Source organism: Streptomyces sp. NPDC104096, assembly GCF_055584385.1.
In genome coordinates, this window is sequence record NZ_JBVJMD010000005.1 from 188,346 (window position 1) to 204,440 (window position 16,095).

16 protein-coding genes and 1 pseudogene are annotated in these 16,095 nt (G+C 72.9%); 9 read left to right on the plus strand and 8 right to left on the minus strand.

The window, feature by feature from the left end:
• Positions 1-13 precede the first annotated feature (13 nt).
• Positions 14-928 (minus strand): rhomboid family intramembrane serine protease, encoded by a 915-nt coding sequence (locus tag ACZ60B_RS08415; RefSeq protein ID WP_469385242.1) that lies wholly within the window; start codon positions 926-928, stop codon positions 14-16.
• 145 nt (positions 929-1,073) lie between these two features.
• Here ACZ60B_RS08415 and ACZ60B_RS08420 point away from each other — a divergent pair, with 145 nt between their 5' ends.
• Both ACZ60B_RS08420 and qcrB read left to right on the plus strand, forming a co-directional pair.
• Positions 1,074-1,793, plus strand: coding sequence for a vWA domain-containing protein (locus ACZ60B_RS08420; protein ID WP_469385243.1), 720 nt, complete (start codon positions 1,074-1,076; stop codon positions 1,791-1,793).
• A gap of 139 nt (positions 1,794-1,932) precedes the next feature.
• Positions 1,933-3,591, plus strand: coding sequence for a cytochrome bc1 complex cytochrome b subunit (qcrB, locus tag ACZ60B_RS08425; protein WP_469385244.1), 1,659 nt, complete (start codon positions 1,933-1,935; stop codon positions 3,589-3,591).
• Here the strand turns inward: qcrB and ACZ60B_RS08430 are convergent.
• Together ACZ60B_RS08430 and ACZ60B_RS08435 are read right to left on the minus strand one after the other, a co-directional pair.
• Positions 3,566-4,537, minus strand: a complete 972-nt coding sequence (locus ACZ60B_RS08430; RefSeq protein ID WP_469385245.1) for an acyl-CoA dehydrogenase family protein — start codon at positions 4,535-4,537, stop codon at positions 3,566-3,568. The two genes, qcrB and ACZ60B_RS08430, sit on opposite strands and share 26 nt — an antisense overlap.
• Positions 4,537-5,676, minus strand: a complete 1,140-nt coding sequence (locus ACZ60B_RS08435; RefSeq protein WP_469385246.1) for an acyl-CoA dehydrogenase family protein — start codon at positions 5,674-5,676, stop codon at positions 4,537-4,539. The genes ACZ60B_RS08430 and ACZ60B_RS08435 overlap by 1 nt, the downstream gene beginning before the upstream one ends.
• Positions 5,677-5,736: 60 nt before the next feature.
• Here ACZ60B_RS08435 and ACZ60B_RS08440 point away from each other — a divergent pair, with 60 nt between their 5' ends.
• The 3 genes from ACZ60B_RS08440 to ACZ60B_RS08450 all read left to right on the plus strand — a co-directional run bounded on the left by ACZ60B_RS08440 (position 5,737) and on the right by ACZ60B_RS08450 (position 8,449).
• Positions 5,737-6,558 (plus strand): SDR family oxidoreductase, encoded by an 822-nt coding sequence (locus ACZ60B_RS08440; RefSeq protein WP_469385247.1) that lies wholly within the window; start codon positions 5,737-5,739, stop codon positions 6,556-6,558.
• Between the two features lie 22 nt (positions 6,559-6,580).
• On the plus strand, positions 6,581-7,192 hold the full coding sequence (locus ACZ60B_RS08445) for a TetR/AcrR family transcriptional regulator (RefSeq protein WP_469385248.1): 612 nt from the start codon (positions 6,581-6,583) through the stop codon (positions 7,190-7,192).
• Between the two features lie 99 nt (positions 7,193-7,291).
• Positions 7,292-8,449 (plus strand): acetyl-CoA C-acetyltransferase, encoded by a 1,158-nt coding sequence (locus tag ACZ60B_RS08450; RefSeq protein ID WP_469385249.1) that lies wholly within the window; start codon positions 7,292-7,294, stop codon positions 8,447-8,449.
• Positions 8,450-8,519: 70 nt separating this feature from the next.
• On the opposite strand, the gene ACZ60B_RS08455 is transcribed toward ACZ60B_RS08450, so the two are convergent.
• Genes ACZ60B_RS08455 through ACZ60B_RS08470 form a run of 4 tightly spaced genes read right to left on the minus strand, consistent with a single transcriptional unit; the run spans position 8,520 to position 11,959 of the window.
• Positions 8,520-9,569 carry an NAD(P)H-dependent flavin oxidoreductase gene (locus ACZ60B_RS08455; protein ID WP_469385250.1) on the minus strand — a complete coding sequence of 350 codons (1,050 nt, stop codon included), beginning with the start codon at positions 9,567-9,569 and terminating at the stop codon, positions 8,520-8,522.
• Positions 9,569-10,336: a CoA-transferase subunit beta gene (locus ACZ60B_RS08460; protein ID WP_469385251.1), complete on the minus strand. Its 768-nt coding sequence runs from the start codon at positions 10,334-10,336 to the stop codon at positions 9,569-9,571. Before ACZ60B_RS08460 ends, ACZ60B_RS08455 begins: the two co-directional genes overlap by 1 nt.
• The gene (locus tag ACZ60B_RS08465; protein ID WP_469385252.1) at positions 10,333-11,214 is read right to left on the minus strand and encodes a CoA transferase subunit A; all 882 of its coding nucleotides are present in this window, start codon (positions 11,212-11,214) and stop codon (positions 10,333-10,335) included. The genes ACZ60B_RS08460 and ACZ60B_RS08465 overlap by 4 nt, the downstream gene beginning before the upstream one ends.
• Positions 11,207-11,959: an enoyl-CoA hydratase family protein gene (locus ACZ60B_RS08470; RefSeq protein WP_469385253.1), complete on the minus strand. Its 753-nt coding sequence runs from the start codon at positions 11,957-11,959 to the stop codon at positions 11,207-11,209. The genes ACZ60B_RS08465 and ACZ60B_RS08470 overlap by 8 nt, the downstream gene beginning before the upstream one ends.
• Positions 11,960-12,138: 179 nt before the next feature.
• Here ACZ60B_RS08470 and ACZ60B_RS08475 point away from each other — a divergent pair, with 179 nt between their 5' ends.
• The gene (locus ACZ60B_RS08475) at positions 12,139-12,894 is read left to right on the plus strand and encodes an SDR family oxidoreductase (protein WP_469385326.1); all 756 of its coding nucleotides are present in this window, start codon (positions 12,139-12,141) and stop codon (positions 12,892-12,894) included.
• Positions 12,891-13,799 (plus strand): SDR family oxidoreductase, encoded by a 909-nt coding sequence (locus ACZ60B_RS08480; RefSeq protein WP_469385254.1) that lies wholly within the window; start codon positions 12,891-12,893, stop codon positions 13,797-13,799. The genes ACZ60B_RS08475 and ACZ60B_RS08480 overlap by 4 nt, the downstream gene beginning before the upstream one ends.
• A gap of 124 nt (positions 13,800-13,923) precedes the next feature.
• On the opposite strand, the gene ACZ60B_RS08485 is transcribed toward ACZ60B_RS08480, so the two are convergent.
• Entirely contained in the window at positions 13,924-14,817 is an 894-nt protein-coding gene (locus tag ACZ60B_RS08485) for a hypothetical protein (protein ID WP_469385255.1), read from the minus strand.
• A 144-nt stretch (positions 14,818-14,961) separates the two neighbouring features.
• Between ACZ60B_RS08485 and ACZ60B_RS08490 the strand changes: the two are divergent.
• A pseudogene (locus ACZ60B_RS08490) lies at positions 14,962-15,294 on the plus strand (chorismate mutase); the annotation flags it as partial.
• 219 nt (positions 15,295-15,513) lie between these two features.
• Positions 15,514-16,059 carry a response regulator gene (locus ACZ60B_RS08495; RefSeq protein WP_469385256.1) on the plus strand — a complete coding sequence of 182 codons (546 nt, stop codon included), beginning with the start codon at positions 15,514-15,516 and terminating at the stop codon, positions 16,057-16,059.
• Positions 16,060-16,095 lie beyond the last annotated feature (36 nt).

Here is a 16,095-nt window from a genome sequence, read left to right on the forward strand (position 1 = left end):
CGCATGTCCGCGCTCAGATCGCGGTGAACTGCGCGACCTTCGCGGCGGCGCACACCGCCAGCAGGAGCAGCAGCGCCCCGCACGCCACGGCCTGCACCAGCGCGCGCCGCCCGTCGCGGGGCACGTACGCGTAGGCCATGGCCACCACCGCGCCCGTCAGCAGACCGCCGAGGTGCCCCTGCCAGGAGGTGAGTCCGGCGGAGAGGACCATCCACAACACCAGGCCGATCATGAACCGGTTGACGGACTCCATGTCGGCGCCCAGCCGGCGGGCCATGACGTAGTAGGCGGCGCCCAGGCCGAAGACGGCGCCGGACGCGCCGACGGTGAGCTCGTCCGGCGCGATCAGCAGCACCAGGACCGAACTGCCGAGCGCCGACAGCAGGTACAGGGCGAGATAGCGGACGCGGCCGAGCTGGCCCTCCACCGTCCGGCCCAGGTTCCACAGGCACGCCATGTTCATCACGATGTGCAGGATGCCGAACGAGCCCTGGGTGACCGGCATATGGAGGAAGGCGCCGGTCAGCAGCCGGTACCACTCCCCGTTCGCGAGCCCCTCCGCGGTGAGGTCCGGCGGGTACGGGTACTCCCACAGCCAGTGCCCGCCGTCCGCGTCCACCAGCCCCGAGCCCAGCATCCCGAACCGGTCCACGATCTCGGGGCGTATCAACTCGGCCAGGTAGGCCAGCACGTTGAGCCCGATCAGGACGTACGTCACCAGCGGCACGGCCGTGATCCGGCCGCCGAAGGCCGTGCGGGCCTGGCGCACCGAACGCGCGCCCTCCTTCACGCACTCCACGCACTGATGGCCGACGGCGGCCTCCCGCATGCAGTTCGGGCAGATGTAGCGGTCGCAGCGGGTGCAGCGGACGTGGGACTCCACCTTGGGATGGCGGTAGCAGGTGGTGACGGTGGACTCGGACTCCACGTCGGCTCCTCGGAAAAAGGGTGGGCAGGTCAGCGAGCCGGTGGGGACGGCGGGGAACAAACTATCGAACGGCTGTGGGCCGAAACGGAGCCGGGGCGGCGGTGCCGTAACCTCGCACGGAGCGGTTCGAACGGAGGGGGTCCGTATGTCGGCGATCAGTCTCGGCAAGGTGCAGCAGAGCGCTCCCGCACTGGTCGACCTGTACAAACGGGCCGGGACGTCCCTCGACCGGCACGGACTGGGCGGCCTGCGGGCCGCGGTCTACCTAGTCGTCGACCACTCCGGCTCGATGAAGCCGTACTACAAGGACGGCAGCGTGCAGGCGCTCGCCGACCGGGTGCTCGGGCTGTCCGCGCACCTCGACGACGACGGCCGGGTCCCGGTGGTCTTCTTCTCCACGGACATCGACGCCGTCACCGACATCGCGCTCGCCGACCACCAGGGGCGTATCGAGCGGATCGTGGCCGGACTGGGCCACATGGGCAGGACCAGTTACCACCTGGCGATGGACGCCGTGATCGACCACTACCTCGACAGCGGCTCCACCGCGCCCGCCCTGGTGGTCTTCCAGACCGACGGCGGACCGATCAACAAGCTCGCCGCCGAACGCTATCTGTGCAAGGCGGCGAAGCTGCCGCTGTTCTGGCAGTTCGTCGGCTTCGGCGACCCGGACAGCCGCCAGTTCGACTATCTGCGCAAGCTCGACGAACTCGCCGTGCCGGACAAGCGGGTGGTCGACAACGCCGGCTTCTTCCACGCGGGCGCGGACCCCCGGAAGGTCCCGGACGCGGAGCTGTACGACCGGCTGCTGGGCGACTTCCCCAAGTGGCTCGTGGCGGCCCGGGCCGCGGGGATCGTCCGCTGACCTTCGGGCCGGCCGCCGCTCGTACGGACCCACGGCCGTGGGCGGTCTCACACCGCGGCCAACCGACCGCGGCGGCCCGCCTGTTGGCTTGGGCGCACCGCCGTGCCACCCTGAGGTTGATCCGAGGGGGAGGCCGCACATGGACGGCGCACGATCGGTGAACGAAGCCACGGGGACAGTGAGTTCGGCCCGCCGGGGCGAACCCGGCAAGGGCGAGAGACTCGCCGACTGGGCCGACGGACGGCTCGGCCTCTACGCGCTGGCCAAGGCCAACATGCGCAAGGTGTTCCCGGACCACTGGTCCTTCATGCTGGGCGAGGTCTGCCTCTACAGCTTCCTGATCCTGATCCTCACCGGCGTCTACCTCACCCTGTTCTTCGAACCGAGCGGTGCCGAGGTCGCCTACCACGGCCCGTACGCCCCGCTCAACGGCGTCCTGATGACCAAGGCCTACGCGTCCACCCTCGACATCAGCTTCGAGGTGCGCGGCGGGCTGCTGATCCGGCAGATCCACCACTGGGCGGCGCTGGTCTTCGTCACCGGCATGCTCGTGCACATGATGCGGGTGTTCTTCACCGGCGCCTTCCGCAAGCCGCGCGAGGTCAACTGGCTGTTCGGCTGGACCCTGTTGATGCTCGGCATCCTCACCGGCCTGACCGGCTACTCGCTCCCCGACGACCTGCTCTCCGGCACCGGCATCCGCTTCGCCGACGGCGCGATCCTGTCCATCCCGGTCGTGGGGACGTACATCTCGTTCTTCCTCTTCGGCGGCGAGTTCCCCGGGCACGACATCATCTCCCGGCTGTTCCCGGTCCATGTCCTGCTGCTGCCCGGGATCATGCTCGGCCTGGTGGTGGCCCACCTGATCCTGGTCTTCTACCACAAGCACACCCAGTACCCGGGCCCCGGCCGCGACCAGAAGTCGGTCGTCGGGATGCCCTTCCTGCCGGTCTACATGGCCAAGGCGGGCGGCTTCTTCTTCCTCACCTTCGGCGTGCTGGCCGTCATGGGCGGCATCGCCAGCATCAACCCCGTCTGGGCCTTCGGACCCTACCGGCCCGACCTGGTCACCACCGGCGCCCAGCCCGACTGGTACCTCGGCTTCTCCGAAGGGCTGATCCGGGTGATGCCGGGATGGGAGATCAGCGCCTGGGGACACACCCTGGTGCCGGGCGTCCTCATCCCGTTCTCGCTCTTCCCGCTGATCCTGCTCGCCCTCGGCGTCTACCCCTTCGTGGAGGCGTGGATCACCGGCGACCGGCGCGAGCACCACATCCTGGACCGGCCGCGCAACATGCCCGTGCGCACCGGCCTGGGCGCGGCCTGGCTCAGCCTGTACGGCGTGCTGCTGATCGGCGGCGGCAACGACATCGTCGCCACCCATCTGCACCTGTCCATCAACGCGATCACCTGGTTCGTGCGGATCGGCGTCTTCGTCCTGCCCGTCATCACCTTCATCGTCACCAAGCGGATCTGCCTGGGCCTCCAGCGCCGCGACCGGGACAGCGTGCTGCACGGCAGGGAGACCGGCACCATCAAGCGACTGCCGCACGGCGAGTACGTCGAGGTCCACGAACCCCTCCCGCAGGGACGGCTGTTCACCCTCACCCAGCACGAGCAGAACCCGCCCTACGAGATCGGGGCACGCGTCGACGCGGGCGGGGTGCGCCGGCCGGTCACGGTCTCCCAACGGGTCCGGGAACGGCTGGCCCGCGCGATGTTCGGGCCCGGGACACACATACCGAAGCCCACCCCCGAGGAGCACCGGGAACTCACCGGGGGCGACCACCACCACTGAGCACCACGTCCCGGCACTCGTCCGGGCCGCCCCAGGCGGCGAGCAGGACCCGGGCCCTGGCCAGCCACAGGGACAGGTCGAACTCCGCGGTGTAGCCGATCGCGCCGTGCAACTGCAACGCCGTACGGGCCGTGGCGTACGCCGCCTCGCAGGCGCTCACCTTCGCCGCGGCCACGTCCGCCGGGTCCATCGTCAGCGCCGCGCCCAGCACCAGGGGGCGGGCGAACTCCAGGGCGATCCTGGCGTCGGCCAGCCGGTGCTTGACCGCCTGGAACGAGCCCACCGGCACACCGAACTGCACGCGCCGCCCCACATGGGCCACGGTCCGCTCCAGCAGCGCCAGGCCGACCCCGAGGGCCTGCGCGGCGGTGGCCAGCCGGGCCCACAGCAGGGCCCGTGCCCACGGCGGCTCCGGGTCGAGCAGTTCCCCACCCGGCAGCAGGGGAGTGAGCCGGCGGACCGGGTCCAGGGACGGGCGCACCGACCCGTGGCCGGGGGCCAGGCGCAGGCCCTCGGCAGTGAGCGCGAGCAGCAGGTCCGCCGTGTCGCCGTCCAGCGCACAGCCGTCCGGTCCGGCCGCCAGCGTCGCCGACAGGGTGCCGTCTGCCAGTGACGGCAGGAAGCGCTTCGCCGGACCCGGCCGCTCCGCCCCGCCCAGCAGCACCGCGGCCGTGACCGTCTCCACCAACGGGCCCGGCGCCGCGTGCCTGCCCAGCTCCACGAAGGCGAGCGCGAGTTCCACCGGGCGCGGACCCAGCCCCGCGTACTCCTCCGGTACCGCCAGCGCGAACACCCCCGCCTGCGCGATCCGGGACCACAGCGCCCGGCCGCGCGCCGGCTCGCCGCGCCCCCAGGCCCGTGCCACCTCGGGCGGCCCGGCGGCCGTCAGCATCGCGTCGAGCGACCGCGTGAACTCCCGCTGCTCGGCGTCGAGGAGGAAACGCATCAGCGGCGTCCCTTCGGCAGGCCGAGCAGCCGCTCGGCGACGATGTCGCGCTGGATCTCGTTGGTGCCCGCGTAGATCGGGCCCGCGAGGGAGAAGACATAGCGCTCGCACCAGTCGGAGTCCGCCGCCTCGCCGTCGGGACCCAGCAGGTCCAGGGCCGTCTCGTGCAGCGCGATGTCGTACTCCGACCAGAAGACCTTGTTCACACTGGCCTCCGGGCCGATCCGGTCGCCGTCCAGGAACCGGGCCGCGGCCGCGTAGGTGTACAACTGGTGCGCGCGGGCGCCGATCAGCGCGTCGGCGACCCGGGCCCGCGCGTGCGCCGGGCAGCCCCGCTCCCGCCACAGCTCCAGCAGCCGGTCGGCGGAGGCGAGGAAACGGCCCGGGGAGCGCAGGGTGAGCCCGCGCTCGTCGGCGGCCGTCGACATCGCGACCCGCCAGCCCTGCCCCGCCTCCCCGACGACGTCCTCGTCCGGGACGAACACCTCGTCCAGGAACACCTCCGCGAACGCCGGTCTGCCGTCCAGCCGCCCGATGGGGCGCACCGTGACACCGGGCGCGCGCAGATCGAACATCAGGCACGTCAGGCCCTGATGGGGTCTCGGCAGGTCCGGCTCGCTGCGGAACAGGCCGAACGCCCGGTCCGCGAACGCGGCCCGCGACGACCACGTCTTCTGCCCGCTCAACAGCCAGCCGCCGTCCGCCCGTACGGCCTTCGAGCGCAACGACGCCAGGTCCGAGCCCGCCTCCGGCTCCGACCACGCCTGCGCCCAGACCACCTCGCCGCGGGCCATGGGCGGCAGCACCCGGGCGCGCTGCTCCTCGGTGCCGTGCTCGAAGAGGGTCGGGGCGAGCAGACCGATGCCGTTCTGGCCGACGCGGCCCGGCGCGCCCGCCGCGTAGTACTCCTCCTCGAACACCAGCCAGCGGACCAGCCCCGCGTCCCGGCCGCCGTACCGGGCCGGCCAGTCGACCACCGACCAGCGGTCCGCGGCCAGTTCGGCCTCCCAGGCGCGATGCGCCGCGAAGCCCTCCGCGGTCTCCAGGGACGGCAGCGGGGTGCGCGGCACATGCGCGCCGAGCCAGGCGCGGACCTCGGCGCGGAAGGCCTCGTCGGCCGGAGAGTGGGTGAGGTCCACGGGTCGCCGTCCCTCCCGTCGTTCTTCCCTAACAAGTGTTTGGTAGGTTAGCGTGGGCCCATGACAGACGTCGAGGGTCCGGCAGCCGACCGCCCGGCGGTCGACCGTCCGGCGTACGAACCCGGACACGGACTGCTGCGCGGACGCGGCGCCGTCATCACCGCGGCGGCCGGCACCGGCATCGGCGGCGCGACCGCACGCCGCTTCCTGGAGGAGGGCGCCCACGTCGTCATCAGCGACGCCCACCCCCGGCGGCTGAAGGAGCACGAGGCCGCGCTCGCCGCGGAGTTCGGCCCCGACGCGGTCACCGCACTGCCCTGCGACGTCACCGACGAGGCCCAGGTGCGCGCCCTCTTCGACACCGCCGCGGACCGGCACGGACGCCTGGACATCGTGGTCAACAACGCCGGACTCGGCGGCACCGCCGCCCTCGTCGACATGACCGACACCCAGTGGTCCCGCGTCCTGGACGTGACGCTGAACGGCACGTTCCGCTGCACCCGGGCGGCCCTGCGCGCGATGCGGGACACCGGCCGCGGCGGGGTGATCGTCAACAACGCCTCCGTCGTCGGCTGGCGCGCCCAGGCAGGACAGGCGCACTACGCCGCCGCGAAGGCCGGCGTCATGGCCCTCACCCGGTGCGCGGCCGTCGAGGCGGCGGAGTACGGCGTCAGGGTCAACGCCGTCGCGCCGAGTCTCGCCATGCACCCCCATCTGGCCAAGGTGACGACCCCCGAACTGCTCGCGCAGCTCACCGCCCGCGAGGCCTTCGGCCGGTACGCCGAGCCCTGGGAAGTGGCCAACGTGATCGTGTTCCTGGCGTCCGGCTACTCCTCGTACCTCACCGGAGAGGTCGTCTCCGTCAGCAGTCAGCACCCCTAGGAGCAGCGATCACAATGGACCCGTGCCGACCAAGAAGAAGCCCCAGGTGACCGCAGCCCCCGCCCGCCGCGGCGAACTCCTCAGCACCGCCGCCGAGGTCTTCGCCGAACAGGGCTACAACGCCACCACCGTGCGCAAGATCGCCGACCACGCGGGCATGCTCGCGGGCAGCCTCTACTACCACTTCGACTCCAAGGAGTCGATGCTCGAGGAGATCCTGCGCACCTTCCTCGACGAGCTCTGGGGCGGCTACGACGCGGTCCTGGCCGCGGAACTGGGCCCCCGGGAGACCCTGGAGGCCCTGGTCACCGAGTCGTTCCGGGAGATCGACCGGCACCGCGCCGCCGTCGCGATCTACCAGAAGGAGTCCCGGCAGCTCGTGGCGCAGGAACGGTTCGCGTTCCTCGCCGAGTCGCAGCGCAAGTTCGAGAAGGCGTGGCTGTCCACGCTGGAGCGCGGGGTCGCCGACCGGGCCTTCCGCGCCGACCTCGACGTCCGGCTCACCTACCGGTTCGTCCGCGACACGGTCTGGGTCGCCGCGTCCTGGTACCGGCCGGGCGGACAGCACAGCCCGGAGGAGATCGCCCGGCAGTACCTGTCGATGGTCCTCGACGGGATCGCCGTACGGGCATAGCCGGAAGCCGAGCCCGGCACAGCGCCACCGCACCCTGACCCAGCACGCAGCCCAGCAAGTGATCCGTCGTCACTCAACGCGAACCACTGGGGAGTCGCCATGGCCGAGGCCTACATCGTCGAAGCGGTCCGTACACCCGTAGGACGGCGCGGGGGAGGGCTCGGCGGCGTGCACCCGGCCGATCTGGGCGCCCATGTGCTCAAGGAGCTCGTCGCCCGCGCCGCGCTCGACCCGGCCGCCGTCGACGACGTCGTCTTCGGCTGCCTGGACGCGGTGGGCCCGCAGGCCGGGGACATCGCCCGCACCGCCTGGCTCGCGGCCGGACTGCCCCAGGAGGTGCCCGGCGTGACCGTGGACCGGCAGTGCGGCTCCTCGCAGCAGGCCGTGCACTTCGCGGCCCAGGCCGTGCTCTCCGGCACCCAGGACCTGGTGGTGGCCGGCGGCGTGCAGAACATGTCCCAGATCCCCATCGCCTTCGCCACCCGGCAGGCCGCCGAACCGCTCGGCTTCACCCAGGGCCCCTTCGCCGGCAGCGAGGGCTGGCGGGCCCGGTACGGCGACCGGCCGGTGAACCAGTTCGCCGGCGCCGAGATGATCGCCGCGAAGTGGGGGATCGACCGGGAGGAACAGGAGGAGTTCGCGCTGCGCTCCCACCGGCGCGCCCTGCGGGCCATCGACGAGGGCCGCTTCGAGCGGGAGATCGCCCCCCACGGTCACGTCGCCGTCGACGAGGGACCGCGCCGGGACACCTCGGCGGAGAAGATGGCCGCGCTGAAACCGGTGATCGACGGCGGCACCGTCACCGCGGCCTGCTCCTCCCAGGTCTCCGACGGCGCCGCGGCCCTGCTGCTGGCCTCGGAGCGGGCGGTGCGCGAACACGGACTGCGGCCCCGGGCGCGGGTGCACCACCTCTCCGCGCGCGGCGAGGACCCGATCCGCATGCTGACCGCGCCCATCCCGGCCACCGCCCACGCCCTGAAGAAGACCGGCCTGTCCATCCACGACATCGACCTCGTCGAGATCAACGAGGCCTTCGCCCCGGTCGTCCTGGCCTGGCTGAAGGAGACCGGCGCCGACCCGGCGAAGGTCAACGTCAACGGCGGCGCGATAGCCCTGGGACACCCGCTGGGCGCCACCGGCGCCAAACTGATGACCACCCTGCTGCACGAACTGGAACGCACCGGCACCCGCTACGGCCTGCAGACCATGTGCGAGGGCGGCGGCCAGGCCAACGTGACGATCGTCGAGAGGCTCTGAGCCGCGCCCGCACCGTGGCCGTGCCGGTCGGCGACCGGTCGTGAGCCGCCCCGCACCCCGGCCGTACCGGTCAGCGGGTGCCGGTCAGCCGCTCCCGCACCTCCTCGGCCTCCTTCATGATCCGCCCCACCAGCTCCGCGCACGACGGCAGGTCGTCGATCACCCCGGCGACCTGCCCGGACGCCATCACCCCCAGATCGGTCCTGCCGTCCACCATCGCGGCCCTCAGCAGCATCGGCGTGTTCGCCGCGAGCAGGACCTGACTCCAGGCCAGATCATGACCGCGCCTGAGGACGAGACCGTCGCGGACCATCCGCCGCCAGGTCAGCCCGGACAGCCTCCGGAACGCCGCCGCCCTGCGCAGCGCCTGCAACAGCGCCCGCGCCCGGCCCGCGTCCTCCAGCGACCCGACCAGCTCCGTGCGCAGCATGCGGTGCGGCAGCCCGTCCACCGCGCGCGTCACCGTCACGTCCCGCACCGTCGCCGCCAGATACCGCGCCTTCACCGCGTCCGGCACCGTCGAGTCCGAGGTCAGCAGGAACCGGGTGCCCATGGCGATGCCCGCCGCCCCGTACGCCAGCGCCGCGACCAGCCCCCGCCCGTCGAAGAACCCGCCCGCCGCCACCACCGGCAGGTCCACCGCGTCGACGACCTGCGGCAGCAGCACCGTCGTCGCCACCTCACCGGTGTGCCCGCCGCCCTCCCCGCCCTGCACCACCACCGCGTCCGCGCCCCACGCCGCCACCTTCTCGGCATGCCGGCGCGCGCCCACCGAGGGGATGACCACCACGCCCGCCGCCTTCAGTTCGGCGATCAGCTCACGGGACGGGGCCAGGGCGAACGACGCGACCCGCACACCCTCCTCGACGATGATCCGCACCCGGTCGCCCGCGTCGGCCGCGTCCGCGCGCAGGTTCACCCCGAACGGCGCGTCCGTACGCGAGGCGACCTCCCGTATCGCCGCCCGCAACTGGTCGAGGGTCATCGTCGCCGAGGCCAGGACGCCCAGCGCGCCCGCGTTCGCCGCCGCCGACACCAGCCGCGGACCCGCCACCCACCCCATCCCCGTCTGCATGACCGGGTGCCGGACCCCGACCAGCCGGGTGAACGCCGTCTCCATCAGACCCCCGCCCGGTCCGGGACCTCCCGGGAGCGGGCGTCCGCCGGGTCGATCACCTCCCGGATCAGCCGCAGTTCCCCGGCGGTGGGCTCACGTGTCCAGGGCACCTCCTCCGGGACCACGAGCGCGAACCCGGTCGCCTCCCGCACCTGCTCGACACTCACCCCCGGGTGCAGCGACGCCAGCCGCATGGCGTGGTCGGGCGTGGCGAAGTCGAAGACACCGAGATCGGAGACGACCCGCGGGATCCGGTGGAAGCGCGCCGTGCCGGGGTGCCGGGCCGCCCGGTCGTACCCCACCCCGCACACCATGTCGACCCGCTCCACGAAGACCCGCCGGGAGTGCCTGGGGATCCAGTAACTCGTCGGATTGTTCAACGTGTTGACCGGAGCGCCCCGGACCCCGAGAAGCTGCCGCCGGGGTGCGGCCCAGTCGCCGATGCAGGAGATGTTCTGGTTGCCGAACCGGTCTATCTGGCTCGCGCCCATCATCACGTGCCGTCGCCCGCCGCTGACCAGCTCCAGATGCTGACGGTAGGGCAGCCGGCCCTCGACCGTGCCGTCGGCGTCCACGAGGAGCGCCTCGCCGTCGGTCAGCAGCAGCTCCGGCGCGAAGGTGAGCCGGGCGAGCCGTGCGCCCACGGACGGGATCGCCCCGCCCATCGGGCTCGCCAGCACCTCGCCCGCGTCCCGCCAGACCTCGGCGCAGGCGATCACGCAGTACTCGGCACGGGTGGGCGCGACGCCCGGACCGTCCTGGGCGCTCACGGCTTCCCCTCCTCGCCCTGCCCCGGCTCCTGTTCCTTCCGCCAGGCCCGTACGGCGGACCGGTAGGCGTGCTCGTCCCCGCCCAGGAACCGGTCCGCGAACTCCGGCCAGGGCGTGCCCGCGTACAGCCGCTGAAAGGCCTCGTCCCGGCCGTGGTCGGGAGCGCAGGACGTGAAGTGCGCGCCGTTCGGGGCCTCGACCACGCCCGTCACCGTGTGCCGCTTGACCAGCAGCGACTGCGGACCGGCGTCGGCACCCTTCGTCAGCTCCGCGGTGTCCACGATCCGCTCGCACGAGACATAGGCCCGGTCCGCCGCCGCGCAGAACAGGTCGTCGAAGTACGGGTCCGGGCCCAGGCAGGTGCCGTTGCCCCGCCGGTCCGCGCGGTTGACGTGGACCAGCGCCGCGTCCAGCCGCAGGGCGGGCATCGCCACGAACGTCTCCCCGTCCTCGTAGGGGGAGACCACGGTCCGCAGGCCCGGGTTGACCCGCATCACGTCCGAGCCGATCCCCGCCCTGACCGGCAGGAACGGCAGCCGGTTCGCGGCCGCGCGCAGCCCCCACATGAACATCGCCTCGTCGACCTCCACCAGCTCGAAGGCCCCCCGCTCGCGGGCCGCGCGGTAGTGCGGTTCCAGCGGGATCGAGTCCAGGGTGGTGAACGCGGCGACCAGCTTCCGGATCCGCCCGGCTGCGGCCAGCATCCCGACGTCCGGGCCGCCGTACGAGACCACCGTGAGATCTCCGATGCCGGCCCGGAGCACCGCTCTGACCAGCGCCATCGGCTTGCGCCGGGAGCCCCAGCCGCCGATGCCGACGGTCATGCCGCTCGCCAGCCCCGAGACCGCCTCGTCGGCGGTCATCGTCTTGTCACCCACCCGACGTCCCCTCCCTCCCGAAGGTGTCCCGGATCCGGTCGGCCACCCCGCTGACGTCCGCCTCGAAGGTGAAACCCTGCTCGAAGCGGTAACTGCGGCGCACGTCGACCGGATCGATGCCGTTGATGGCGGCCTTGGCCAGCCGCAGCAGCTCACCGTCCTTGGCGGCGATCTCCCGGGCCAGCTCCAGGGCCGCGGCGTCCAGCCCCTGTCTCGGCACCACCCGCCACACCGAGCCGTGGGCGTGCAGCTCGGCCGCGGTCGCCGTGCGCGAGGTGTAGTACAGCGCGCGCATCAGATGCGGGGGGACCAGCCGGGACAGGTGCGTGGCCGCGCCGAGTGCCCCCCGGTCGAGTTCGGGCAGCCCGAAGACGGCGTCGTCACCGGCCACGATCACGTCCGCGTTCCCCGCCAGGCCTACGCCGCCGCCCAGACAGAAGCCCTGCACCGCCGCCACCACCGGGACCTCGCACTCGTACACCGCGGCGAAGGCCTCGAAACAGCCGCGGTTGGCGCCGACGAGCGCGGGGCGCCCCTGCGCCTGTATCTCCTTGATGTCCACGCCCGCGTTGAAGCCGCGCCCGCGCGCGCCCAGCACCACACACCGGACCTCAGGGTCGTGACCGGCCGCGCGCACCGCGTCGGCCAGCGCGAACCAGCCGGCCACCGGTATGGCGTTCACCGGCGGGAAGTCGACCGTGACCACGGAAATCCCCTTTTCCGGAGACGAGGTGGAGACACCCATCGGCGCATCAGCTACCTTTCCACCCAGCCGCTATTCCACCAAACATTTGTTAGGTGCGAGGCTTCGAAGCTAGCAGCCGACGGATCGCGGCGGGAGGCCCTGTGGACAACTCGCACCCTGCACCCCCCTCGCCCTCTCCGCACCCCGCGCACCCCTCCCACCCCGCGCCCTCTCCGCACCTGAGCGGCCGCACGGTCGTGGTGACCGGCGGCACCCGGGGCGTGGGAGCGGGCATCGCCCGGGCGTTCGCGGCGGCCGGGGCCCGGGTGGTGGCCTGCGCCCGCAGACCACCGCCCGAAGCGCCCGCGGCGGGCGTGGAGTTCGTCCCGCTGGACCTGCGCGACCCGCCCGCCGTACGGGCCTTCTTCGACGCGCTGCCCCGGCTCGACGTCCTCGTCAACAACGCGGGCGGGGCACCGTACCGGCTGCTGGCCGACGCGGACGCCGAGCGCCACGCGCGGGTCGTCGAACTGAACCTCCTCGCCCCGCTGACCGCGTCGCTCGCCGCGCACGAGCACCTCAGACGGGCCCGGGGCGCCGTCGTGATGGTCGGCAGCGTCAGCGGCAGCCGCCCCTCGCCGGGCACCGCGGCCTACGGGGCGGCCAAGGCGGGACTGGAACACCTCGCCCGGTCCATGGCGGTGGAATGGGCGCCGCACGTGCGCGTCAACACCCTCGTCGTCGGCATGGTCCGCACCGAGCTGTCCCACCTCCACTACGGCGGGGAGGACGGCGTCGAGGCGGTCGCGCGCACCGTCCCGCTCGGACGGCTGGCGGTGCCCGACGACATCGGCGCGGCCGCCGTCTTCCTCGCCTCCGACGCCGCCGCGTACATCAGCGGGGCGAGCCTGCTCGTGCACGGGGGCGGGGAGCGGCCCGCCTTCCTGGACGCCGCCACAGCCGACCGGGACAGCCGAGGAAAGGGAGAGGGATGAGCGGAATCTGCGCGGGACGGGTCGTCGTCGTCACCGGCGCCGGGCGAGGCCTCGGGCGGGCGCACGCGCTCGCGTTCGCCGCCGAAGGGGCCCGCGTCGTCGTCAACGACCTGGGGGTCGGCCTGGACGGCACACCGGGCTCCGGCAGCCCCGCGGCCGGCGTCGTGGACGAGATCCGGGCGGCCGGCGGACACGCCGTCGCGCACGCCGGCGACATCGCCACCACCGAGGGCGCCGCGTCACTGGTCCGGGTCGCGCTGGAGACGTACGGCAGGCTCGACACCCTCGTCAACAACGCCGGGTTCCTGCGGGACCGGATGCTGGTCAACCTGGACGAGGACGACTGGGACGCGGTCGTCCGCGTCCATCTCAAGGGACACTTCCTGCCCCTGCGGCACGCGGCCGCCCACTGGCGCCAGGAGACCCGGGCCGGGCGCACCCCCGAGGCCCGGATCGTCAACACCGGCAGCGGGGCCGGGCTGCTGGGATCGGTCGGACAGGGCAACTACAGCGCGGCGAAGGCCGCCGTCGTCGCCCTGACGCTGGTCGCGGCGGCCGAACTGAGCCGCTACGGCGTCCAGGTCAACGCGATCGCGCCCGCGGCCCGCACCAGGATGACCCAGGACACGTTCGCGCAGGCCATGGCGGCACCGGAAACGGGCTTCGACGCGATGGCCCCCGAGAACGTCTCACCCCTGGTCGTGTGGCTGGGCTCGGCCGCCAGCACCGGCGTCACCGGCCGGGTCTTCGAGGCCGAAGGGGGCCGGATCACCCTCATGGAGGGATGGCGGGCCGGCCCCACGGCGGCCGGGGAGCAGCGCCGGCGGCCGGAGGAGGCGGGGGAAGCCGTACGACGGCTGATGAAGGAGGCCCAGCCGCCGGGCGCGGTGTACGGCAGCCGGTGACAGCCACCACCCGGGCCGGGTACGCCGTGCCCCGCAGGTGCCGCGGCACCCGCCGCCCGGGCCGGGTGCGCCGCGCCCCCCGCGTGCCGTGGCGCCCGCCGCCCGGTCGGGCACGCCGCGAGCCCTACGTGTCGCACTCCAGCACCGTCCGGCACAACGCGCACCGCGCCCGCACCCGCCCCCGCACCGGCACCCGGATCCGCTGATGACAGGTCGGGCACGGGAACGACACCCGAAGCGGACCCCGGCCGTCCGGCGTGAACGCGTACGCGGTGCCGGACCCGGCGGCCGGCACCCGCTCCTGCGCGTGCCGGCGGTCCCGGGCGTAACGCCGCCGGCCCGCCCAGCCCGCCGCCGTCAGCGGCGGCTGCTGCCCGTCCCGGCGCGCCTGCGCCAGACCCCGCGCGTACGCCTCGTACGCCTGCGCGCTGGTGAACCACGTCGACGGGTCCTCGCCGAAGAGCAGCGCGCGCTTCGCCAGCACGTACCCGAACTCCTCCGGCGTGAGATAACCCAGCTTCTGCGAGGTCACCGCGTCCTCCCGGAACGCGTCCAGCAGCAGCCAGCCCGCGCCCAGGTACGTCGTCGCCGTGTCCGTGAGGATCTCGTTGTCCCGCGTGCCGGGGAAGGACAGGTCCAGCCGGTGCAGATACACGTGCATGATCTCGTGGGCCAGCGCCGCGCCGATGTCCCTGCGATGGGTACGGAACCGGTCGTTCAGCTCCACGAAGTACTCCGGACCCGCGGCGAGCTCGATGTGCGCCGCGTGCTCCATCTCCCGGAAGCCGACGATCATCCGGGCGTCCGGCAGCCGGTAGTGCCGCACCAGCTCACGCGCCACGCGCTGGGTGCCCAGATGAAGATCGTCGGTGTCGCAGAACGCCACGTCGACCGGCGCCACACTCGTCGCGAACGTCTGGATCGTGTCGTACGACAGCCGCCGGTACAGCGCGGTGACCGCGGCCCGCACCGTCTCCAGATGTGGGTAGCCGTGCTCGACCGGTCCGCCGTTCGCCACGCCCGCACCCCCAAGACGTCTGGTCCCGCTCCCACTCTACGAGCCCGCGCGCGGAATTCCCTCACCGCTGGTACCGGAGGAGGCCGTCCTGTACCGGAGAGGCCGTCGGACGCCCGTCGGCCGCGCCGCGTAGGGTGGACGCCCATGACCACCAGCCCCACCGGTGACGGCGGCATCGACCCCGTCGTCCGCGAGGAACTCGACCGGCTGCGCAACAGCATCGACAACATCGACGCCGCCGTCGTCCACATGCTCGCCGAACGCTTCAAGTGCACCCAGCAGGTGGGCCACCTCAAGGCCGCGCACCAGCTGCCCCCCGCCGACCCGGACCGCGAGGCCCGGCAGATCGCCCGGCTGCGCACCCTCGCCGAGAACGCCAAACTCGACCCCGCCTTCGCCGAGAAGTTCCTCAACTTCATCGTCGCCGAGGTCATCCGCCACCACGAGCGCATCGCGGACGCCACCGCCAACGGCACCACCGCCAACAGCACCACCGCCAACAGCACCACCGTCAACGGCACCCCCACGAACGGCACGGCCACGACGGCCGATTGACGCCGGTCCGCCCCGCCGGGAGGTGACACGGGCACCCGTCCGAGGCATGCTGCGCTGTGCACCGCTCGTCAACCGGCGGGCACAGCGCGTCAGCACCCCGGACGCCAGCTGGTGGTCCCACCGCGGGAGGGACGTCGGGCCATGCCGTCGGATGACGCGATCCTCATCGTCGACGACCACGAGGACACCCTCTACGCCCTGGAGAACACCCTCGCCCCGCTCGGCCACCGGATCAGCCGCGCCACCAGCGGCGACGCGGCACTCAAAGAGATCCTGCGCGGCCGCGTCGCACTGCTCCTGCTCGACGTGCGCATGTCCGGCGTCGAGGGCCTCGACGTCGTGCGCTACATGCGACGCGTCGAACAGAGCCAGCACATTCCCGTCGTCCTGCTCACCGGCTTCGGCCCCGACCCCGAACTGACCGCCGCCGCCTTCGCGCTCGGCGTCGCCGACCTGGTCGCCAAACCCGTCGACCCCTGGACCCTGCGCACCAAGATCCGCCACCTCTACGAAGCCCGCCGGCGCGAGCTGGCCCTGGAGCGGGAGATCCGCGACCTGCGCACTCTCCTCAAGGACCGAACCGACCCCCAGGACCGCCTTCCCCGGACCGGACCGACCCACCTGGACGCCCGCGTTCCACCCCAACGCGACACACCTCGGGCGGCTCCGGCGCGCGAAGGGACATAAGGGGCGTACCGAACCGCCACTGTGCCATCCGGTCGC